Origin of the sequence: Spartinivicinus marinus (genome assembly GCF_026309355.1) — a bacterium.
GTDB classification, from domain to species: Bacteria; Pseudomonadota; Gammaproteobacteria; order Pseudomonadales; family Zooshikellaceae; genus Spartinivicinus; species Spartinivicinus marinus.
Genome location: NZ_JAPJZK010000001.1, coordinates 2,230,915 through 2,253,355 on the forward strand (window position 1 = coordinate 2,230,915; position 22,441 = coordinate 2,253,355).

The following is a 22,441-nucleotide window of genomic DNA, read 5'->3' on the forward strand; positions in this document are numbered from 1 at the left end:
CTATCTCAACTGTTATAGTGAGCTGTAACGCTTTCTAAGCCGATGACGAATCATTTCAGCCATGGTGTTAACAATAAAGGTAAATAAAAACAGCACTAATGCAGCTAAAAATAATACCCGGTAATGAGAGCTTCCTACTTCAGACTCAGGCATTTCTACCGCAATATTGGCAGCCAAAGTACGCATTCCCTCAAAAATATTTACATCCATTATGGGTGTATTACCTGTTGCCATTAGTACAATCATGGTTTCTCCCACGGCTCTACCCATACCTATCATTACTGCAGAAAAAATACCTGGGCTTGCCGTTAATAAAACAACCCGAGTTAAGGTTTGCCAGGGAGTTGCCCCTAACGCCAATGAGCCATAACTTAAATGTTTGGGCACACTGAAAATAGCATCTTCGGTAATAGAAAAAATTGTTGGAATGACGGCAAAACCCATAGCTAAACCTACGACAAGCGCATTACGCTGATCAAAGCTAATACCTTGTTCGCCCAGCCAGCTACGCATATCGCCACCAAAAAATAAGGCCTCCATAGTAGAACTCATTGCTATAGCCAGCCAGCTTAAAACAATGACTACCGGAATGAGTAATAATGGTTGCCAGCCATCCTGCACTCGGTGCTTAATATTATCCGGCAATTGATGCCAGCCAAATGAAACCAATAAAAAGCCTATGGGTACTACAATGAGTAAGGTAAAAATCCCTGTTAAGTGGTCTTCTACAAACGGTGCTAGCCAGAGCCCAGCCAAGAAGCCAAGAATAACCGTAGGCAATGCTTCCATTAACTCAATAACTGGTTTAACTTTCCGACGCATAGCAGGGGCCATAAAATAAGCCGTATAAATTGCGCCACAAATTGCCAATGGTGTAGCAAGCAACATGGCATAAAACGCTGCTTTTAAGGTGCCGAATGCCAATGGCATCAAGCTCATCTTGGGCTCAAAGTCGTTGGTAGATGCTGATGACTGCCAAATATAATCAGGCTTATCATAGTTTTCATACCATACTTCATCCCATAATACAGACCAGGAAACTTCTGGATGCTCATTATCAACACTCCAAAAGCTCATCTGACCATTTTGATCTTCAGCTAAAAATGCTTTACCACGGGGAGAGACGGCCAGCCAGCTAATTGGCTTTTCGCTAATTTGCTCATTAATTAATGTGCGGTGGGCAGTTGTGTTGTAAACTCCTATCCGCCCTTGGTCATCTGCAACCAAAAAGCCTTTGCGACGATGTTCAGGAGCAATACTTGTTATGTTGTTATTTGCTAATGTAAAGTCCCTAATTCGCTCTAGGCGCCATTCACTATCTTTATCTCTAACAAGAAACCATTGAGAAATATTGCCGCCACTGTCTCCTAATAACAAAGAAACACCGCCAAGCAATAATTTTGCTTGTGACAGTTGATATTCACCACTGGTAACATCTAACACGCTATTAATCTTTGGGTGTTCCCGATCGGCAATATTCAGTATTGCCAACTGCGCTTGATCTATTAATACATAAAGCCAGCGTTGCTCGGGATCGATCAGCAACCCTTTAATATCCCCAGTGATTTTTGGTAGCTCTAAATGCTCTTCTTCAAAGGTAATTTCTTCTGTTAGGAAGTCTTCTTCTTTATTGAGAATATTAAGCAGCAAGTTGCTATCTGTTGCGCCCGCAATAGCAAGTGATTCTTCTGTATCACGGATAGCAATATGGGTAATGGCATCACCGGTTTTAGATAGTACAACAGGTTCTTCACCATAAGGATATTGAATAGATGGTTCAATCAGGCGTTGATTATTTTCACCATAACTCACAGCATATTCATGCTTAAAAACCAACGTTTCACCATTGCTGAATCCTAGAGCAAGTTCATCAGCCCCAGGTCCTGCTTCGGCTATAGCGGTTATTTTGCTACTAACAGGAATTGGCAAGGTATGCTTTTTTAGTATTTCGCCAGAGTGGGTTTTAAAAAAGATAGCATTCCCTTCACTATCCACCCTTAGACCTATTTCAGCCTGCTCTTCCATACTAAGGTAAAGAGTTTTAGCTTGCTCTTCAGCCTCGTTGTCCACTTCTCTCCCACCCGATACATCTACCACAGGTACTGAGTATTGGCTGATTTTTTCAATTGATGCTGACTTAAACAGCGGCATAACCTCATACATCAAATAGAGAAATATCAGCAGTATGGCAACAATAACGCCAATACCACCAATCGCGACACCCCACTTAGCAAAGATATCTTTAAAGTGACGTAAACGCCGATAACGTTTGGCACTTGCCGTGTTTAAATCAATTTTTGGTGTGTATGTGGTTTGCTCTTTCATGGCAGGTACGATAGAGGCTGATTATTACAAATATGTTACAAACTAATGAGGAGCGGTGCTGAAATATTCAGATGCTGTTTTTGAGTTTCTAACATAGAGCCAAAGCGAAAGGTATAATACAAACAAAATAACCGAGCACTATTTTATAGAGTACTCGGCTCATATTTTGTGTTTACTTACGTCTCTAGCTAGCCTACATAAAAACTTTCGGCTAGAAGAAGTTAAGGTTAGACGCCTAACTTCTTCAACTGCTTCTCAACTACTTTAGCAGGCAGTGGAATATAGCCATCTTTTATTACAACTTCCTGGCCTTGTTTGGATAAAACTAGCTTAATAAATTCTCGATCCAGTGGTGATAGCGGTTTATTTGGCTGCTTGTTTACATATACATACAAGAATCGAGAAAGTGGATAAGAGCCTTTAGCCGCGTTTTCAGGTGTTGCTTCAATAAACGACTGGCCGTCTTTTTTAGCCAGTGGTACTGTGCGAACACTTGATGTTTTATAGCCAATACCTGAGTAACCAATACTGTTAATTGAAGCACTAATCGACTGCACTACCGAAGCAGATCCAGGCTGCTCATTTACATTATTTTTGAAATCCCCTTTACAGAGAGCTTTCTTTTTATAGTAGCCGTATGTGCCAGAAACTGAGTTACGGCCGAATAACTGAATATCACGCTTTTCCCATGGGCCATTTAAACCTACTTTCCCCCAAGTATTAATATCCTTTTTATAACCACATTTACGGGTAGTAGAGAAAATGGCATCAACCTGTTTGATGGTTAGCCCTTTAATGGGATTATCTTTGTTAACAAATACGGCTAACGCATCAATAGCAACTGGAATCGCTGTTGGCTTGTAGCCATACTTTTTCTCAAATGCTTCCAGCTCTTTATCTTTCATCTTACGACTCATTGGCCCTAAATTAGCCGTCCCTTCTGTTAAAGCCGGAGGGGCTGTTGATGAGCCTGCTGCTTGAATTTGGATATTAACGTTTGGATACACTCGCTTAAACTCTTCTGCCCATAAGGTCATCAAGTTAGCTAAAGTGTCGGAGCCAACACTGGATAAGTTACCAGAAACACCACTGGCCTTAGCATAGCTGGTAATTTTAGGGTCCACTTCTTGAGCAGCTTGGGTTAGCCCACTCATCGTGCCTACCGCAACTAGAGCAGCAGCTGGAAGAATTCTGTTCAATTTCATCACATGCTCCTAATGGATTTGTTTTCCTGGCACAGTATTAATCTAAGTGGTGTTAACTATATGGAGTTAATATGACGTTTTTGTTAAAGATATGAATGAAAAACCAACAGCCTATCACTAATTTGTCATGCTTTGGTCAATGCTTGAATGCTTAGCTCTTCTTTTACTTCAGCCCTACGTTATAGCTGCCTAAACTAGCTATGATTCGCACAAATCCTGGTTAAAGTGTTCTACAAATCGCTAATGTGTAATAACTTGGTATACTGGCCAAGATAATTGCCCAGGGATTACTGCAGGCGTTTGCCAATCAGTACTGTAAACAATAAACAACAATATATAAGAGCACTCAATGCTACTTAAGTACTCAGTATAGGTGTCAGATGAGCATTAAAAAGATAACTAATATTGTTGCCATCATTGACCGGATCACAGAAGCAATTGGTAACTTTACCGCATGGTTTAACCTGCTACTAATGGCTATTGTGTTTGTGGTGGTGGTTTTACGTTATGGCTTTGGTTTTGGCTCTATTGCCTTTCAGGAATCTGCCATCTATGTGCACTCCTTTATTTTCCTCGTCGCCAGTGGCTATACCCTTAAGCACAATGGGCATGTACGGGTTGATATTTTCTATTGTCACTTCAAACCTAAAGCCCAAGCATTAATCAATTGTTTCGGCAGTTTATTTTTACTGATTCCAGTGGTGTTATTTATTGGTTGGATGAGCTGGGCGTTTGTCACAGAATCCTGGCGAATCTATGAAGGCTCCAGCCAGGCTGGAGGGTTACCTGGAGTATTCATACTGAAAAGTTTTATTTTAGCATTAGTCGTCACCCTGCTTCTGCAAGGTATTGGGGAGTTTCTTCGTGCAATTCTCATTATTAAAAACCAAGAAACACCTCCTAATGAGTCGATAAGTGAGGGGGCTGCCTAATGATGGAAGCAATACCACTTCTGATGTTTGCAGTTGTCTGTGGGGTGCTGCTACTGGGCTATCCGGTCGCCTTTTCTCTGGCAGGTACTGCAATTGCGTTTGCTGCTGTTGGTTCTGCAACTGGTGCTTTTGATCCCGTTATTCTTAATGCATTACCCAGCCGCCTCTATGGGACTATGACCAATGAAACCCTGATGGCTGTCCCTTTATTTGTTTTTATGGGGGTCATGCTAGAAAAGTCCAAAATAGCCGAAAACCTGCTCAATAGCATGGCTCTTTTGTTTGGTCGATTTCCGGGTGGATTAGGTATTTCCGTTACGGTAGTGGGTATGTTATTAGCGGCCAGCACCGGCATTGTTGGTGCTACCGTGGTAACTATGGGGTTATTATCATTACCCACCATGTTAAAAAGAGGCTATAACAAAAGCTTGGCCGCTGGCACTATCTGCGCTACAGGCACTTTGGGACAAATTATTCCACCTTCTATCGCCCTGGTTTTATTAGGGGATGTTCTATCTAGTGCTTACCAACAAGCCCAAATTGATATGGGAATTTTTTCACCCAAAACGGTATCTGTAGGTGACTTATTTGTCGGCGCAATTGTTCCAGGGTTACTCCTGGTGGTCATGTATATTGCCTATCAATTTGCAGTTGCCGTGCTCAAGCCCACCCACGCCCCTGCAGTTGATACTAAACAGCTTAAGGAAGATATTCAGGACAGCAGCAGCCTGCTAGGTAGCTTGGTCCCCCCACTGTTACTGATTTTTGCTGTACTTGGCTCAATTTTAGGCGGGCTGGCTACTCCTACTGAAGCAGCAGCAGTAGGGGCAGTGGGCGCAACGATCCTCGCTTTAAGCAAAAAACAGCTCAGCATTATCCAATTAAAAGCAGTTGTTCAGTCTACTACTCAAGTCACCTGCATGGTCTTTATGATCCTGATAGGCGCATCTGTATTTTCGCTGGTATTCAGGGGCTATGGTGGAGATGAAGTGATTCAAGAAGTTTTTAATGACATGCCTGGAGGAGTCATCACTGCCACCTTCATCGTAATGGTAGTTATTTTCTTGCTTGGCTTTATTTTAGACTTTATCGAAATCACCTTTGTGGTAGTGCCCATTGTTGGTCCTGTGCTACTGGCAATGGGGCTGGACCCCATTTGGTTAGGAGTAATGATAGCGGTTAATTTACAAACCTCGTTCTTAACACCACCATTTGGCTTTGCATTGTTCTATCTTCGTGGTGTTGCACCACAAGGATTAAAAACCACAGATATTTATAAAGGTGTTGCACCTTATATTGTTATTCAGCTTATTCTGTTGGCACTATTAGCTTATTGGCCAGGGTTGACTACATGGCTACCACAAGCAATGTATGGATAACAGATAGCAGTTAACCTTAATTGAGTAACCCTAACTGCTGGCTCACTTTAATAAATAACGGTGAGCCAGCCTCACCAAGTTGATCCAAAATAGTAAAGTGGTTAACTCCTTTAACTTTGATTTCCTTTAATTGTGGTAAATATCTACGCCAACTGTCCCCAAATGCCTGTTGTTGGTCATGAAACCCTTTAATTTCTTGATCCCCCACTGCGAGCAATAGCGAAGGCTTCATCAATGGCTTCAATCGAAAGGGGCTATAATGACTCACTTCTTCATCAGAAAGCTTCAGAACACTATTCACAAAGCTCTGCTGGATGGGTGTCAAATTATAAATTCCACTAAGTGCAGTGACACCTTTTATCGCATCGTTAGGAATTTTCGGGCTAAGCCGTTGCCAGTCAATTGTTAATAAGTAACTAGCCAAATGGGCACCCGCTGAATGCCCCATTAGAAATAGTTGATCTGGGTTAATTTTGTAATCAGCTGCATGTTGATAAAACCAGTGAAGTGCTCGCTGGATACTACTAGTAATCCCTGTAAGGGTTTCATGAGGGGCAAGTGGATAATTAATAAAAATAAAGTTAACACCACGATCTACCCATATAGGAGCTAAAAAATGAAAAAACTTTTTATCCATCGACTGCCAGTAACCACCATGAATAAACAAAATAGCTGGTTGGTTTGCCTGTTTAGCTGGAAAGACATCGAGTGTTTCCCGATTCGACAGGCCATACCTAATATCATCAAAGTGCACATAAAACTGGCGGGCTTTTTTACTGGCTTCCTGCCACGATGAAAGGATTTGATCAAAGTTAGTTACTGCCTGGCGGTTATTATAGTCCCTATCAAGGGATTCTTGAGTATACTGTTGGTATTGCATAGCCCTTCCTGGTTCACGACTTGAGGGCGTCTCTAATAATAATTGTTGACTGCCTGTACTCTTATGCAAATACGCAAAACCCCATCAGCTTGCGCAGAGACCATGAACAACTATTAGAGGCGTCCTTGATTCAATTCACATTACAAATAAAGCCAAGCTGTTGCAATGCAGTTCAATTCATATACTTCATGAATAATAAGAATATTACACATGTATAATTAATGATATTGGATATTTTCCACCCATACTAGTGCACACTAATTCAGTGACAAGTTAGACCCTGTATTATTTTATGGAAGTGACAGCTGACGGTATTTTTTACTAACTTCTATTTATCTCGTTTAAATTAGAAAAATATAAATTGAACAAGCGCACAATAAATCTCTTATTAGTTAAGTACTCGCGAAGTGTAAATAACAATTATTTCATTTAGTTCCATATATTGCCTGCCTTGTCAAAAGCATTTACACGCACAAAACACCCATCCTGATCAATATTTATCCCTTATTATTGTAGATATTATCCTGTGAAATATAGCAAAAGCATTTACAGACTATTTATCAGATAAAATGTGTTAAGTGCCTCGTTTACTAAAATAAACCACTAAATAAAACCAGTTTTATAATAATTGGCACAATACTAGCTCTCCAATGGCAGTAAAGTTTCCTCGTATATCGGTTTTATTAAAATCAACAATATGCAAGGCATACACGACAAATTCTTATAAGGTTATAAATCAAATGAAAAAAGCTTTAGTAACATTAGCACTAGGTAGCGTTCTAGCAACAACAGCTCAAGCAACTGTTTATACTTATGAGCAAAACAAGCACAACAGACCAAACAATAAAGACTCAATTGAAAAGGCTACTTTCACTTACGACAATCAATTACAACAGTTCACTTTCAAAGCATCCTTAACTCGCGATACTGATGGCCTATGGGCGGTAGTTAACCGCGGTAGCAGCCCAAGCAATAAAAATGCAGGCTTTATGCATATCGACCTGAAAAACAACGTTATTACTGTTAACCAAGGCTATCGCATTAATGGAGCTAACTACCTAAACCCAGTCGTTCAGCGCTTTGATAATGTAATTAATTATCACCAAAATACTAAAACGTTAGATTTTTCCATTAACGTTGCTCAAATCAATGAAAAGTTACGTAACCAGACAGGCGATCTGTTAGGTGGTATAGAGTTCAATAATACTATTGGCGGCTGGGTACATGCAGACTACACCCCCAATGCACAATACAATGGCAATACAATCACTCATTGGAAATACTCTGGTATTAATGGTATAGATTTCCACAATAGAAACACTACTATTGTTCCACCTAAGCCTCCGGTACCAGTACCAACCCCAGCACCTCTTGCATTAATTGCATTAGGCTTACTTGGCTTATATCGCCGCGCTAAAGCTTAATAACAATTAAGCATGCAAAATAAAAGGCTACATTAATGTAGCCTTTTTTACTGTCTTAAGAATGCTAGTGCTGTTTATTCAACACAAAATATTTCTTTAAATCGACTTAACAAGGCTTGTTTAGTCCCATCATCACCAATAAAGACAGGTGCGATACGAATGGAAATACTCTCTCCATTCCCCCATGGCCACCAAGCGCAATATAAAAATGAACCACTCTCTGGGTCAGATATCAACAACTGCTGCCCAGGAGAAACCCCTCCTAGACTTTTAGACACGTTTTTGACTGCCTCAGATGCAGTTTCAATACTAGATGCATCCAATATTGTATCTAGGCTTTTACTAACGGCTTGATGCACTAGCTCTTGTTTGCTTACAGAAAAAGCTGTTAGTGCTGTGTTAAAGCGATTATCCCATTCCCAAGACAAACCACCTTCAGCCAAGGATTGTACTAAGTCTTTTGAGATATTTTCCAAGTGAGAGTCTTGAGTTTCAGCAGCCATTGTCTAACCCTCGTATAGGTAAGCCTTAATAACCTTTAACAATAGCAGTTAGTATAGCTCTAAACCTGGATAAGGATTGTTTTTCAGTGCATCTAAGCGGCTTTGCAAGCTACCTACATGAATTTCCAGCTTGTGGCCATCGGGGTCCAGTATATAGAGAGAACTACCTTCACTCGTATTAACCTTCCATTGCCTAACCCCCATTGCAATCAGTCGGTCCTTTAATACTGGAAAATCTTGTTCACTCACATCAAATGCAATATGAGTATAGTCCTTACTTGGCTGGGCATGATCTACAGACAAACAAAACCAAAGCTCTCCAACCGACAAATATGCTCCTTTATTCCATTTTGCATGTGGTTTGAAGCCTAAAACTTTCACATAAAACTCAAATGGCTTATCTAAATTATTTACTGCCAGCGTAATATGATTTATGCCGTTAATCACTTTTATCCCCTAAAGTCATTCAAATAAAACTGAAAAAAATAGCTATTATTTAATATTTATTTTCAATCTATGAAAGGCCTATTTTTTTACTTTTTGCGTAATATATTAAATGAGTTTTGTAGAACGTTTTTTCAGCTGTCATTAAAGGATTAATGACAGCCTGGTTTTACTGATTAATACATGGCAGGGATTATTTTACTCGGTGAATCTGGTCTATCTCATCAAGGCTAGTAGTACATACATTTAAATCTCTCAATATGCCATCCTCTATACTGTAAATCCAACCATGTACAGACAGCTCCTGACCAGCTTTCCATGCATTTTGCACGATTGTGGTATGGCATACATTGGCTACTTGCTCAATAACATTCAGCTCACATAAGGCATTGATTCGCTCTCCTTCATCCTTCACCTCATCTAGCTTTTCCTGGTGGTAACGATAGATATCTTTGATATTTCTAAGCCAGTTATCGATCAAACCATGCTCATGATGATCAATGGCCGCTTTAATTCCACCACAGCCATAATGGCCACACACAATAATATGCTTTACCTTTAGCACTTCTACCGCGAATTGCAGAACCGAAAGACAGTTAAGGTCCGTATGAACAACAACGTTGGCAATGTTGCGATGGACAAATACTTCACCAGGAGGTAAGTCAACTATCTGATTAGCGGGAACTCGGCTATCAGAGCACCCAATCCAGAGATACTCAGGTGCTTGTTGTTTAGACAATTGCGCAAAAAACTCTGGATCTTTCTCTTTAATCGAAGCAGCCCAAGCTTGGTTTCTATCAAGTAAATGTTTCAGTGTCTTCACAACCTAGATGCCCTATGATTTCAGTTTGAATAAACGTTTTGATCACCCTAGGGTAGGAGCCAGTTAGGGTCTAAAACAACTATCTGTACGGTAATAAATTCTATCTAACCAACCTTAGTTTTGCCATCTAAAGTTGTAACACTTTACGCTGGCTCCTTCATGTCTAGCGTTCAATAGGTATAGAGCTTTCACTTATCATTCAAACGTATCAAACAGAGCATCGGGTTATTGCAAGCTAAACTCTGACATTAAATAATTTTCACCCATTTTCTACGCCATAGAGGAGGTTCAAAGCTATCTGGCCAAAATTCCTTTTGCTTGACTATTAGTCCATCTTCTACCGTATGAAAAGTGATGACCGTTGCATTAGTATTATTATCACTGACTTTAACTTCAGTGACTACTTGATTGCCACTACTACAAATATTAACTATTTCAAATACCCAAGTCCCACAAACCGGATAGTAGGTATTAATTTTAGCGAAGTTATCCCTCCCAATAATTAACTCAGAAGACTGAGGCCAGTAGCATTCAAAGTCTTCTGCCAACCATTCACTGGCTTTATAAAAGTCATTGGTAGCCATTGCTTTCCAAAAATTGAGCACTACTGTTTCAGAAATCATTTTGTTCTTTCATCTTTGTGAAGAATATAATTAGCTTTAAGCGTTTAAAAGGTATTTTGACTGAACAAACCCATTATCAAATACATTGGTAGCTACATGATTAATTTTTATATCACTATCTAAAAAGCCAAATAAAGGTATACCTTTACCTAATAAAATAGGTATTCGGGTTATGGTTATATCTGTGACTAACCCCAGCTTAAGAAAAGACTGAATTATCATTCCACCATCTATATACAGCCTTTCTTCTCCCTCACTACTTAGCCGTTCTACTAGATTTAATAAGTCACCACCACACAACTCGGCTTTATTTATTATTGCACTAGGCAACTGCTTTATAGTTCTGCTTAATACTATCACTCGCTTGTTTCCATAGGGCCATTCAGGAAAGCTTAGTATTTTCTCAAATGTATTTCGCCCTATAATTAAGCAGCTGACAGTAGCTATAAATTCAGCATATCCATAATCTTCTTCCCTATTCTCGCCCTCTATCAACCAATCAATTTCACCATTTTCTCTTGCAATATAACCATCGATACTTGCAGCCATATAAGCTGAAACTTTCATTTTTAGTCCTTATTAAAAAGTCATCGTTCTTTATGTAGTCCATAAATAGCATGATCTACTATTTTACCCTTAACGTTTTCTTGGTTGGTAATGATTCCTTCTAAGTTCATTCCTAGTCGCTCGCAAATAGCGCGACTTCTAATATTATCTTTAGCTGCAGAGATTTGTACTTTATCCACATTATAATAATCAAAAGCGATTTCTATTAGCTTTTGACAAACCTGAGTAACAATTCCTTTGCCTTGATACTCAGAGGCTATCCAATAGCCTATTTCAGCTCTCTTTAAAACCGGTTCAATAGCATTAAAACCACATACTCCAACTAACTTACCTTCAAATAAAATACTACAAGCCATTTTTTTACCAGCGGCATAGTCATATAACACTTGTTTAATAAAAGACTCATAGTCTTCAATCGACTCTGCTTTACTTACCCATGGTAGCCATTCTGATAAATACGCTCTATTACTTTCTACCAACTTATATAACTGTTGAGCTATTGCAGGATGAACAAGCTCTAATTTAATTGTTTTATTTACTTCTAATACAAACATATTACGTTCACCTTACCCTGGTATTTTTTAGTTGCTTATATTTGCTGGAAATTATCTCGTACAAAAAATTAGCTTCAACCCCTATATCTGCTGGGTCTTTGAAAAATAACTGAGTCATTCCTATATCAGCTAAATGATCTACAGTATACTCAATGTCCATCTTTTTCAGTTTAGAAATAAATTCCTTTAGCCCAGTAATCTGAAAAGCGATATGATCTAAGTATCCTGGCTTCTCACTGCCATAATGCTTATCACTTTCTGTCAAGTGAATCAAAGCTTTATCTGCAGAGTATAACCAATAGCCTTTTCGAGAGAAGTTTGGCCGATACCCTTCAACCAAACCAAACAACTCGCAGTAAAACGCTTTTAACTCTGCCAACAACTCACTTGGCCCACTGATGTTGATATGCTCAATAAGCATACATTATGACTCAGCTAAGTCTAATAATGCTTGCCCAGACAAACGATACCCTACCCATTCATTTTGTGCTTTAGCGCCTAAAGACTCATAGAATTTAATAGCAGGCTCATTCCAATCAAGACAACTCCACTCAAATCGACCACAGTTGTGAGATACTGCCTGCTTAGCTAAATAGGTTAACATCGCTTTACCAGCTCCTACTCCGCGCTTTTTAGGTGTGATATATAAATCTTCAAGGTATAGCCCATTTTTACCCAACCAGGTAGAGTAGTTAAAAAAGTAAACAGCATACCCTATTGGCTGCCCATCACTTTCACAAATTAATGCTTGAGTTGTCGAAGTGTCAGCAAATAACGTTTCAATGATATCTGCTTCTGCTGCTATCACTTCATGTTCAGCTTTTTCGTATCGGGCTAGCTCCTTGATAAACTCAAGAATTAAACTTGCATCTTTATACGTTGCTTGACGAATTACTACTTCTGACATCAGTCTTTCTCTCCCAAACGAACAAAACTCATACTATAACTGCATATGTAATAATGGATAAGGTTTTCCAAGCCCATCAACCTCTGAGCGATTCACCACCTTAAACCCTAATCGCTCATAAAAACCGACAGCTTGAGTATTTTGCTCATTCACATCGACTTTATTAGCACCTAACTGTTCCACTGCATAGCTTGTTAACAGCTTACCAACGCCGTTACCTCTACTTTCTGGTGAAATAAACAACATTTCAATGTTGTCTTCAGCAACACCAACAAAACCAATAATTTGTCCTTTACTGCTTTTAGCACACCATAGATGCTCTACAGCCTTAAGATATTCGTTCAGTATTTTTGGCTTAAAAAACTGGATATCTGCTTCGGTTAGAAAATCATGAGTGGCTCTCACTGATACCTCCCATACATTAACTATTTCTATATATTCAGTTTTATCTACAGCTACTATCTTTATTGTCATACAACTCTCACTAAAACCAATCTTAATTTAAAGCTTTTTCCCTAGAATTGAAAAAACTCAGAATCTACATGAACTTCCGACCGCTTATTCAAAGCTTCTTTATTAATCTTTAAATAATCCACTAATATAAACCTTTGAAGCTAATATATCCGATATACCAACTTAAATTTTCTTAATTATTGAGCCTACTTTCACCAACCCTGGTTTAATAATTTTTGCATTTATACCACGCAAGTTTAACTGCTTGCCTTGCTCGGAATTGACAAATTTTACTGCATCCATTCCAAATCGATCTGCAAATTTTTTACAACCTAAGTGGGGTTCTTCTGTTACTTCTATAATAGCATTACCTATTAATAACTGAGCACCTGGTGGCGTATTTTCATAGCTTAAATCAAAATCCACATAAAACTGATCGCCTGCTAATTGCCACTGTTCTTTATCAGTGGTAATAGCTTCGATCACTCTAGAGTTCATCAAATTTAGTTGGTTATCAACCTTGACCATTCCATTTTTAGATCGGGTAAGCTCTCGTTGTTTCCAGTTATCTCCTAGCAAGCCTTCTTCTAGACTTAGTTCACCTACCTCTAATACTTTACGCTGATCAACGCTGGGGCGACAAACTATTAATTTTACACTGCCTTCCTGTTTTGGTGACTGTTTAATTATTTCTAACGCTAATTCAAGGCCCTCTCTTGATGTATAACTATTCACTTAGTACTCCATTTTATTACAAATAAAGGTATCTTATTTATTAACCGCATCTGCTTTTAAAAATTGAACAATCTCTGTTAATCCTAGTTCAAAGTATTTTCATGTAAGCTCCTCTTCAAAGTGCTGCCTAAATGCAGTTTCGCGTTAAATCGCTCCCAGTAAGCTGGTTAGTGCAAACTTAATACTCACTAATGCCCAATCCCTGAGCAAGCATATAAAAGACAACAGGTAATTTTTCATCAAACAGAATATTCAAACACAAAAAAGGCCGCATTAAAATGCGACCTTTTATTAACACATCAAGTGTTGTACTACCAACTGACAAGCAAATAAGAAGTGATTACCTTATTTCGTGACTTAGCTACTAGCTTATGCGCTTAAACACTAAGTCCCATACACCATGCCCTAACCTAGCACCACGTTTTTCAAACTTAGTGATAGGGCGATAGTTTGGCCGTGCTACATAGTCGTTTTGAGTCGAGGTATTTTCAAAACCTTCAGCTTCCTGCATTACTTCAAGCATATGCTCTGCATAATTTTCCCAATCTGTCGCCATATGGAAGAGCCCATTCACTTTTAGTTTAGCTCGTAATGCCTGGACAAAGGCTGGCTGCACTATGCGGCGTTTATGGTGACGCTTTTTATGCCATGGATCAGGGAAGTATAACTGGAGGCGGTCAATACTTTCATCTGGGATACAGTGCTTCAATACCTCAACTGCATCATCACAATACACTCGCAAATTGGTAAGCCCGGCTTTTTGAGCTTCATTTAATAGACTGCCAACCCCAGGACGGTGTACTTCAATACCAATAAAGTTTTTTTCAGGTTCTTGCTCTGCCATTTTCAACAACGAATGGCCCATTCCAAAACCAATTTCTAATACCAGTGGAGCCTCTCGGCCAAACAGCTCATCCATGGTTTGCACACCACCATCAATGGTAAGCCCCAACTCTGGCCATACGTCGTCCCAGCCACGTTGCTGCCCAACGGTCATTCTTCCTGCACGTAGTACATAGCTTTTAACTTGCCGAAGATGCTTAGTTGATTGCTGATCTTGATTCATAAGTAACGTCTAAGTGATCTGCTGCGAACAAAGCGGGCTATTTTATAGTGTTTACATTTCAAACAACAAGCAAGAATTAAACATTTCTTGCCGCAAACCAGCTAATACAAGCCCAGCCTATAATAAATGCTACACCACCAATAGGAGTGACAGCTCCTAACCATTTAATACCTGTTACAGCTAGTAAATAAAGACTTCCACTAAACAACAGTATACCTATTATAAAGCTCCAGCCAGCAACACTTAGCAAGGTACTTCCTGGCCAACGGTATAGCGCCAGAGCAACAAACCCCAAGGCCAATGTATGATAAAAGTGATATTGTATGCCTGTTTGATACACAGTGAGTAGGTTCTCAGCCAGCCTTGACTTCAGCCCATGAGCCCCAAATGCTCCTAGCATAACTGCCAGTGCTCCACTGATTCCTGTAGATAGTAATATTAACTTGGCCATTGATTCACCATTATTTTCATAACCCTGCCGTAAAACAAAGAATTATAACCAAGTGAATACAATGAAAGTAATAGATTTAAAGAAAGAGTAATAGAAGTGAAAATATATAGGTAGATGGGTAACTTTGATAAAATAGCAGGGCACTTGTATTTACTTTGATTCTTATTACTTTATTTTCTTATTGCTTACGTATTAATAATTTAGTCATTTTATTAAACGTTGCTTCATCACTTAGTTAAGTTAAGCGCCCTAATCTATTGATATCTGTACACTAATACTTGCTTGTCAGTTGACTTCTCCTACAGTTATAGAGTTTTCATGATATAAAACCACCATGGACAACGCACTCTTTTACACACTCTTTCTTCATAATCTTCTTCATAATCAATAATATAGTGTTTATATGACACTTTAGTTAATCTTGACTGCCAACTTAATCCTTAGTTAGGCTGCTGGCTTTCTTCAGGAATAATCGTTCTAGCGATGCACCTGGCTTCTGCTAGTTCGTTTGCCATTTCAGCCAGCCTGGCACGGTTATTACCCGAAATTTCAACGGTGCCTCCTGGAATATCTGCAACCAAAATCCAACCACCATCAGGGATAGGCTGACAATCAGCTTCAGTGAAATGGTGAAGTGATACGCTTAATACATGTGACATAACAGTACCAACCTTATTATTAATCTTGTTCGTTCAGCTACACAACAATAGACTTCTTTTTAAAGGAAAGTTCTAGTCAAGGACAATTACTTACTCACATCTTGATTAGCTTTTTTTCGTTATGATAAAAACTTCTTATTTTGTACGAACGATTTAACACTTAAATTTGAGCATAGCTACTTTTTAGTATGCCTATTTTTGAGTAAATCTAGTTGAGCACGTTTTATGCCAAGAAATAAGCCCAACTTAATACGCTATTTGTTTTATTAAACTTGTCATTTATTCACAATATGTTGTTTTTATACAAACCAAAAAGACTTTATGCACCTTGTTTACCTTCAATAATCATTCAGACTTCAAAAACTAACTAAGATTCTATTATTAAGGCCAAACAAATGTCCAAATATTAAACAGCCTTGCCTCAGAATACCCTATATAGACTCATAAATCATACCCACATTGTAAGTGATTTATTTATCGAGACTATTATTTTTTTATTACATTATTTCAATGAAATTCTTTCTTATTGATCTATGCCGCTGCTGCATTTAAGTGCATTAACTCAGAGCTTCATCAAACCTCAAAAAGCGTCCATGGAGACCAATAAAATCAAGGTATTTTAGTTTTTATGATCGTTACAATTTATAATCAGTTCTGCTTACCAAACTCCTATGCATTATGGATAAACAACTATTAGCTCTTAAACTGCTAGATAAATTTTATGAATTAGTGTCAATTATCTTTTCATTAGCCATACCCCACATCATGGGTATATTTAACAAAAGACAGGGAAGAAATAGGATGACAATTAATCTATAAAAAAACCTGCTGTGGTAGCAGGTTTTTTGCGGTTTTATTAGTGAGCTTCTCTATAAATCCACTCTCTGTTATTGCATTTAGTATTATTGCAATTAAATACTACGCAACCATAGCACCTTTTAATTTTTTCAAGGCATTTTTTTCTAGCTGACGAATACGCTCAGCTGAAACACTATATTTAGCTGCTAGCTCATGCAACGTGGATTTACTTTCGTTGAGCCAGCGATGCTGTAAAATATCTCGGCTACGGTCATCTAGTTTATCCATTGCTTGCTGCAGGTTTTGAGTAGCAGCCCCTTTCCAATCAGCTTCTTCTAGCTGACGCGCAGGATCGTACCGTTTATCTTCAAGGTAATATGCTGGAGCCTGATAAGCCTGTTCATCGTCTTCATCAACACCTGCATCAAAAGCGGTATCTTGACTCGCCATTCGGCTTTCCATCTCGCGAACCGTTTTTGGCTCAACACCTAGATCTTTAGCTACAGAGTTGACTTCATCATTCGTAAACCATGCTAACCGTTTTTTGCTGCTTCTTAAATTAAAGAACAGTTTGCGTTGAGCCTTGGTTGTTGCAACTTTAACAATTCGCCAGTTGCGCAGGATAAATTCATGCATTTCTGCTTTTACCCAGTGCACAGCAAAAGACACCAGACGCACTCCCATTTCAGGATTAAAGCGCTTTACCGCCTTCATCAGGCCAACATTGCCTTCCTGAATCAAATCTGCTTGAGAAAGCCCGTAGCCGGTGTAACTTCTGGCAATATGGACAACAAACCGTAAATGAGCCAACACCAACCGACGTGCAGCTTCTAGGTCATTTTCATAATAGAGTCGCTCAGCAAGCTCTTTTTCCTGTTCAGCGGTCAATACAGCAATGCCGTTAACAGCTTGAACATAAGCTTCCAGATTTTGGCCTGGGGTTAGCGCTTCTATTGTTTGTAAACTAGTGCCCATATGGTCTCCGTAACAGCTAATCTCCGTAATAACAGCGTGTAATTAACAACAATATGTAACAACAAAGTAAACTGAAGTCTATCACTGTTTTTTTCAGAGTGCGATCTTCTCAAAAAGTTCCTCTAAGTCGAAATATGTCTAACAAAAGTGGCATAAGCCGATGTAGTTGAACTGTTAAAAGATAGTAACTTGATATTAAGGAATATCAAGTGCTCACATTCTAAAAGTACACACCTTGTGTAAGCCAACCAATCAGATCAATAAACAGCCACTAAAACTCCCAGCCAAAGTGGAGCCATTTAGAAAGGGCTATCAAGCAATAAAATCTATGAGTTTATGTTTTGAAGCACGAGAGCGAACGATAAAAGCCTCTCTAGAAGCGAGTAGAAGCTAGCGTGGCTCTATCTCTCTTAGATAATGCCAACAGATCAACCAAGCACCACCACAACCCAAGCAAGCACTTACACCCAATAAAACCAAACTATCCGACAAACCTAGCCCCATTACTTTAAAATCACTTTCATACAGTGTAGATAGCTCAGCTACTGGTGCTGCTAACGAGCCAATTAAGCCTTGCAACAAAATCAAAGCGAGCAGACCACCCCCTACCCCAAACCAAAAACCTAGGTAAAGAAATGGTCTGCGAACATAGCCGTTAGTTGCACCAATCAGCTTAACTACCATGATTTCTGCACGACGGCTTTCTATGGAAAGCTTAACCGTATTACCTATCACCAACATGACAGCTAGTGCTAAGCCTGCTGCGATTAATATGCTGAACTGAGATGCTATAGCAGTCATTTTATTTAGCTTATCAACCCAGGCCAGGTCGTATTGAATAACGTCAATCCCAGGTAACAGTCTCCACTCTGCAACTAATAGCTGAATATCGGAAGACTCAAACTGCCCACTAAACTTTACTACTAAAACTGTAGGTAGTGGATTATTGGGTAAAAATCGTGCAACACCTTTAAAACCACCTGTATTTTCCAGCTGAGATAATGCCTGCTCAGGCGTAATGGTGGTTATTTGTTCAACAATTTGTGCTTCTTTGATTTTGCTGGTTAACGCAGTCAACTGTTCTTGTTTGACATTTCTTTGTAAAAAAACTGATAGCTGGGGCGCACCATCCCACCGCTCTCCCAGCGTTTTTACATTAGCTAAACCAATATACATTGCAGCAGGTAAGGCAAGAGCCAAAGCAATCATTAACCAGGTAAAAACCGTTGATATAGGTGCTTTAAGCAACCTTTTAAGGGCATCCCACATGGAAAGCTGGTGATGTAGAAAAAGCTGAATCAAAGGGTGAGCAACTTTTGCTGCTTTATTGGCCGGCCTTGCTGGATCTTGGTTAGCTTTGATGGCATCCGTTCGGTGGCGAGGTAAGTCATTAATACTATTCATTGAGTTGTTACATCTCTTAGTAGTCGCCCTTCTTGTAGGGTAATCACCCGATGTTTCATACTGGCAATTAAGCTCAAATCATGGCTTGCTACTAATACTGTTACGCCAACCTGATTAAACTCAGTAAACAGTCGCATAATTTCAGCAGACAACTCAGGGTCTAAATTCCCAGTCGGCTCATCAGCTAACAAGAGTGGCGGCTTGTTTACGACGGCCCTAGCAATCCCTACTCGTTGCTGCTCACCACCAGAAAGTGCCATGGGGCTCTGCTTTTCTTTATTTAGTAGCCCAACTTTATCTAGTGACGCTCTTACTCGTCGCGGAATATCACGGTAACTGTAGCCTGCAATTTGTAATGGTAATGCCACATTATCAAATACAGTTCGATCGAACAGTAATTGGTGGTCTTGAAATACCACTCCAATATTACGTCGTAAAATAGGAATGTGATTACGCCACAAGCTTTGTAGATTTTGGCCGCCAATCCACACCTGACCTGCCGTAGGCTTTTCCATAGCAATAATTAGCTTTAACAAAGTACTCTTACCTGCCCCAGAGTGCCCAGTTAAAAATGCCATTTGGCTTCGAGGTATATGTAAATCTATACACTCCAAGCCTTGATGCCCGTTGGGATAACGCTTACTTACACCATCAAAACGTATCATATGCACAGTAAATTGGTTATTGATGAACCGCTATCCACTTAGTGTACGGTTAAGCAAAGCAAGACACCAGTTTCAAAGTTAGTGTTACTTGTTTTAATTTTAGAAGCTGGGGTGTAAGGTAGTTAGTGTATAAAATGCGAGCAGCTGCCGCCTTTAATGACAGTTAGAATTAGACCATCAACTGATTAGCAGTTGCATCAATGACATGAGCTGTGCTCTTTGGCTTTTATCCAATTTACTTAAATATTCCTTATTGACTGCTTTGGCCTCGGCAATTAATTCCGGCTCCAGCTCCCGTCCTTTATCAGTTAAATAAATTCTAAATGCACGCCGGCTCTCTGGGTCAGGCCTTCTTTCCACCAACTCTAGTGCTTCAAGTTTATCTAAAACACGAGTCGTAGTGTAATTGCGAGTCTGGCAAGCTTTTGATAATTCAGTTTGGGTATAACCTTCTTGCTGCCATAGCAAAAAGAGTGTTGGCCATAAGGATAAATTCAAGCCATGTTTTTTGAGCCGAGCTTCCAGACTATAACCCATCTGCTGTGAAATTACGGCAATTAGCCAGCCAAAGCTATCCTCACGTTTCAGTTTTTTGGATGACACGATAAACAATACCCATGAGTTAACACGCAACAGATAAGTATCGCGTATTTAGGGTATTGTTACCAGGAGTGAGTTGTAGTATTTACTAATAAAATGGAAAGCTAGTTATCTCTTAGCCCTCCTCACTTTAATTGATAGTCAAAATTAATAGCCCTACTAATCCAAGAGCCACTACCAGCGTAATAATAACTTTTATATTACTCGCAAAAACGGGCTCTCTATTGCTTGAAATATCAGAGCTATCCAGCCTACCTGTTACCATTGCTCTCACCAGTCGCAGGCCTTTTAATTGGTAAACAGTAATGGCTATTAAGTGGACTGCTATACAAAACACTAGCAAACAGGCTACTACTCCATGAGTTACGCCAGCAAGTTTGTCCACAGCACTTCCCGCAATAATTGTTATATCGATGATGCCACCAAGATGCATTCCCGTGATGACCTGACAAGTCAATAGCATCAACATTGCCATAACCATCCAGCCACCAGCAGGGTTATGCCCAACAGTCACCTTAGTCTTATTTCCACTAAAAATTGCACAGAAATAATGAAAAACAGCGACAGGACCTTTTACAAATTGACTAAACCGAGCGGTATGACTACCCCACAACCAACGCCAAACAATCGCACAAGTTAATAACAGTCTTGCAACCATATGAGGAGGCCGATCCCCCAGCCCTGCAAATCCAGAAATAAGTAATGCCCAAACCAGAACGGCTAATAACCAATGGTTAATGCGAGTGGCAACAGAGCTTTAAAGCAATTGCAGCCTTTTTTGATAACTTTGAAGAACCTGATAGTGACACGGAGTGGCAGACAATTAATAAAGAAAGCACTAAATTAGCTAAAAAAACTCAACAGTTACCAAACTTATTTCCAGTTGGAAGTGATGGAAACAGCAAAAGCAAAAATATGGGATAACAAACAGGACTTTAACACTCGACTCGACAAACTAAATAGCATTTTTAATAATATGCAATAAGCCTCCCAAGAAAAAAACCAGCAATTACTAATTGAAAACTATAAACTAGCAAAAAATAGTTGTAATAGCTGCCATCGTAAGTATCGTTCATTATGGTAAATAGTGCTTTAGTACATACGCTCCTTTTAACTGAAGATTTATCATATGATACAGATAAAAAAGCTTTTTATTAGTTTGGTTATTATTTCCACCTGCGGATGCATCCTTAGCAGTAAAACAAATAACTCATTTAATTTTTATTGTTCAAGAAATAGCGATGATGTAACCGTACGAGCTTATTTACCTAAAGGTAAATCCGCTAAAAAAGCAACAATATCTGCTTATGATGATACTGGCAGACTGGTTCTCCAAAAAAAAACTGAACAATAAAGGCCACACTAATTTTCGCTTTCCTTCTTATGCTGATGAAATTACTGTTTATGTTAAAAGTCAGGAAGGATGGGAAGATAAGTGTAGTTTATTTAAACCACCCAACAAATATAGAAAAATATAACCCCTTCACGGGGTTTCAAAATATCAGTTAAGATGTTTGTTGTAATTGTTTAGGGCGAAGCTTGCCTGCCATTTTTAAACCATCACGAATATTCATTCCCATAAGCGTTAAATTAACTGCACCTGCCAATAACTCTATACTTTGTACAATATATAGGTATCGCTGACCACAAAAGGAGAAGAAATTTATCGTCAACTTGAGCAAAAACAAATCCCTTGGGCAAACCAGTGTTCGGCAGATATAACAGCAGAAGATTTAGCGACAACACTTGCTACACTTAGGCACATGGCGAGCCTATTTGAGGGCACCTCTAATAATTGTTTATGGCCTCTGCGCAAGCTGACGGGGTCTTGAATAAGACGGCTTGTGCAGTGTAAGGCTGGTTGCCTTTCCAAACAAGCCAACGCAGTGCAAGAGCCCATCAGGCAGCGCCTTTCAGGGCCTTCTGGTAAACCCGCACTCAGTGTTGTTGCTTTTCGACAGGACACCAGCATGCCTTCAAACCAACGCCTTGATTGCGAATTTACCAGAAGGCCAGAGACTGAAAACAATTATTAGAGGTGCCCTTGATTCAAAATAATCATTTTTATA

General features: G+C 39.3%; 26 protein-coding genes. 3 read left to right on the forward strand and 23 right to left on the reverse strand.

What is annotated here, in order from left to right; all coding sequences use genetic code 11:
- Positions 1-12: 12 nt before the first annotated feature.
- Positions 13-2,325, reverse strand: coding sequence for an ABC transporter permease subunit (locus OQE68_RS10045; RefSeq protein ID WP_180566434.1), 2,313 nt, complete (start codon positions 2,323-2,325; stop codon positions 13-15).
- 227 nt (positions 2,326-2,552) lie between these two features.
- Positions 2,553-3,530, reverse strand: coding sequence for a PstS family phosphate ABC transporter substrate-binding protein (locus OQE68_RS10050; RefSeq protein WP_180566435.1), 978 nt, complete (start codon positions 3,528-3,530; stop codon positions 2,553-2,555).
- Between the two features lie 380 nt (positions 3,531-3,910).
- On the opposite strand from OQE68_RS10050, the gene OQE68_RS10055 reads away from it, so the two are divergent.
- Positions 3,911-4,462, forward strand: coding sequence for a TRAP transporter small permease subunit (locus tag OQE68_RS10055; RefSeq protein WP_180566436.1), 552 nt, complete (start codon positions 3,911-3,913; stop codon positions 4,460-4,462).
- Positions 4,462-5,841: a TRAP transporter large permease gene (locus tag OQE68_RS10060; RefSeq protein ID WP_180566437.1), complete on the forward strand. Its 1,380-nt coding sequence runs from the start codon at positions 4,462-4,464 to the stop codon at positions 5,839-5,841. The genes OQE68_RS10055 and OQE68_RS10060 overlap by 1 nt, the downstream gene beginning before the upstream one ends.
- 16 nt (positions 5,842-5,857) lie before the next feature.
- Here the strand turns inward: OQE68_RS10060 and OQE68_RS10065 are convergent, their stop codons facing one another.
- On the reverse strand, positions 5,858-6,721 hold the full coding sequence (locus OQE68_RS10065) for an alpha/beta hydrolase (RefSeq protein ID WP_180566438.1): 864 nt from the start codon (positions 6,719-6,721) through the stop codon (positions 5,858-5,860).
- A gap of 740 nt (positions 6,722-7,461) precedes the next feature.
- Here OQE68_RS10065 and OQE68_RS10070 point away from each other — a divergent pair.
- Positions 7,462-8,145, forward strand: coding sequence for a hypothetical protein (locus OQE68_RS10070; protein WP_180566439.1), 684 nt, complete (start codon positions 7,462-7,464; stop codon positions 8,143-8,145).
- Between the two features lie 74 nt (positions 8,146-8,219).
- Here OQE68_RS10070 and OQE68_RS10075 read toward each other — a convergent pair whose 3' ends face one another.
- The 20 genes from OQE68_RS10075 to OQE68_RS10170 all read right to left on the reverse strand — a co-directional run bounded on the left by OQE68_RS10075 (position 8,220) and on the right by OQE68_RS10170 (position 22,338).
- Positions 8,220-8,648, reverse strand: a complete 429-nt coding sequence (locus OQE68_RS10075; RefSeq protein WP_180566440.1) for a hypothetical protein — start codon at positions 8,646-8,648, stop codon at positions 8,220-8,222.
- 48 nt (positions 8,649-8,696) lie between these two features.
- Positions 8,697-9,095, reverse strand: coding sequence for a fosfomycin resistance glutathione transferase (gene fos, locus OQE68_RS10080; RefSeq protein WP_180566441.1), 399 nt, complete (start codon positions 9,093-9,095; stop codon positions 8,697-8,699).
- Between the two features lie 190 nt (positions 9,096-9,285).
- Positions 9,286-9,915 (reverse strand): carbonate dehydratase, encoded by a 630-nt coding sequence (can, locus tag OQE68_RS10085; RefSeq protein WP_180566442.1) that lies wholly within the window; start codon positions 9,913-9,915, stop codon positions 9,286-9,288.
- Positions 9,916-10,163: 248 nt separating this feature from the next.
- Positions 10,164-10,538, reverse strand: a complete 375-nt coding sequence (locus OQE68_RS10090) for a nuclear transport factor 2 family protein (RefSeq protein WP_180566443.1) — start codon at positions 10,536-10,538, stop codon at positions 10,164-10,166.
- A gap of 36 nt (positions 10,539-10,574) precedes the next feature.
- A complete protein-coding gene (locus OQE68_RS10095; protein ID WP_180566444.1) occupies positions 10,575-11,105 on the reverse strand; it encodes a dihydrofolate reductase family protein in 531 nt (176 codons plus the stop codon).
- A gap of 20 nt (positions 11,106-11,125) precedes the next feature.
- A complete protein-coding gene (locus OQE68_RS10100; protein WP_180566445.1) occupies positions 11,126-11,659 on the reverse strand; it encodes a GNAT family N-acetyltransferase in 534 nt (177 codons plus the stop codon).
- A 7-nt stretch (positions 11,660-11,666) separates the two neighbouring features.
- Positions 11,667-12,080, reverse strand: coding sequence for a VOC family protein (locus tag OQE68_RS10105; RefSeq protein ID WP_180566446.1), 414 nt, complete (start codon positions 12,078-12,080; stop codon positions 11,667-11,669).
- Positions 12,081-12,083: 3 nt separating this feature from the next.
- A complete protein-coding gene (locus tag OQE68_RS10110; RefSeq protein ID WP_180566447.1) occupies positions 12,084-12,566 on the reverse strand; it encodes a GNAT family N-acetyltransferase in 483 nt (160 codons plus the stop codon).
- Between the two features lie 33 nt (positions 12,567-12,599).
- Entirely contained in the window at positions 12,600-13,040 is a 441-nt protein-coding gene (locus OQE68_RS10115; protein WP_219339877.1) for an acetyltransferase, read from the reverse strand.
- 162 nt (positions 13,041-13,202) lie between these two features.
- Entirely contained in the window at positions 13,203-13,754 is a 552-nt protein-coding gene (locus OQE68_RS10120) for an MOSC domain-containing protein (RefSeq protein WP_180566448.1), read from the reverse strand.
- Positions 13,755-14,118: 364 nt separating this feature from the next.
- Positions 14,119-14,820, reverse strand: a complete 702-nt coding sequence (gene trmB / locus OQE68_RS10125; protein ID WP_180566449.1) for a tRNA (guanosine(46)-N7)-methyltransferase TrmB — start codon at positions 14,818-14,820, stop codon at positions 14,119-14,121.
- A 76-nt stretch (positions 14,821-14,896) separates the two neighbouring features.
- Positions 14,897-15,271, reverse strand: coding sequence for a DUF423 domain-containing protein (locus OQE68_RS10130; protein WP_180566450.1), 375 nt, complete (start codon positions 15,269-15,271; stop codon positions 14,897-14,899).
- 440 nt (positions 15,272-15,711) lie between these two features.
- Positions 15,712-15,930, reverse strand: a complete 219-nt coding sequence (locus tag OQE68_RS10135; RefSeq protein WP_180566451.1) for a hypothetical protein — start codon at positions 15,928-15,930, stop codon at positions 15,712-15,714.
- A gap of 918 nt (positions 15,931-16,848) precedes the next feature.
- Positions 16,849-17,703: an RNA polymerase sigma factor RpoH gene (gene rpoH / locus OQE68_RS10140; RefSeq protein WP_180566452.1), complete on the reverse strand. Its 855-nt coding sequence runs from the start codon at positions 17,701-17,703 to the stop codon at positions 16,849-16,851.
- A 390-nt stretch (positions 17,704-18,093) separates the two neighbouring features.
- On the reverse strand, positions 18,094-19,107 hold the full coding sequence (ftsX, locus tag OQE68_RS10145; protein ID WP_180566453.1) for a permease-like cell division protein FtsX: 1,014 nt from the start codon (positions 19,105-19,107) through the stop codon (positions 18,094-18,096).
- Entirely contained in the window at positions 19,104-19,772 is a 669-nt protein-coding gene (gene ftsE / locus OQE68_RS10150; RefSeq protein ID WP_180566454.1) for a cell division ATP-binding protein FtsE, read from the reverse strand. Before ftsE ends, ftsX begins: the two co-directional genes overlap by 4 nt.
- A gap of 177 nt (positions 19,773-19,949) precedes the next feature.
- Positions 19,950-20,375: a MarR family winged helix-turn-helix transcriptional regulator gene (locus tag OQE68_RS10155; RefSeq protein ID WP_266195597.1), complete on the reverse strand. Its 426-nt coding sequence runs from the start codon at positions 20,373-20,375 to the stop codon at positions 19,950-19,952.
- Positions 20,376-20,502: 127 nt separating this feature from the next.
- The gene (locus tag OQE68_RS10160; RefSeq protein ID WP_180566675.1) at positions 20,503-21,111 is read right to left on the reverse strand and encodes a cytochrome b/b6 domain-containing protein; all 609 of its coding nucleotides are present in this window, start codon (positions 21,109-21,111) and stop codon (positions 20,503-20,505) included.
- A gap of 766 nt (positions 21,112-21,877) precedes the next feature.
- On the reverse strand, positions 21,878-22,054 hold the full coding sequence (locus OQE68_RS10165; RefSeq protein ID WP_180566455.1) for a hypothetical protein: 177 nt from the start codon (positions 22,052-22,054) through the stop codon (positions 21,878-21,880).
- Positions 22,042-22,338, reverse strand: coding sequence for a hypothetical protein (locus tag OQE68_RS10170; RefSeq protein WP_266195598.1), 297 nt, complete (start codon positions 22,336-22,338; stop codon positions 22,042-22,044). The genes OQE68_RS10165 and OQE68_RS10170 overlap by 13 nt, the downstream gene beginning before the upstream one ends.
- Positions 22,339-22,441: the final 103 nt, after the last annotated feature.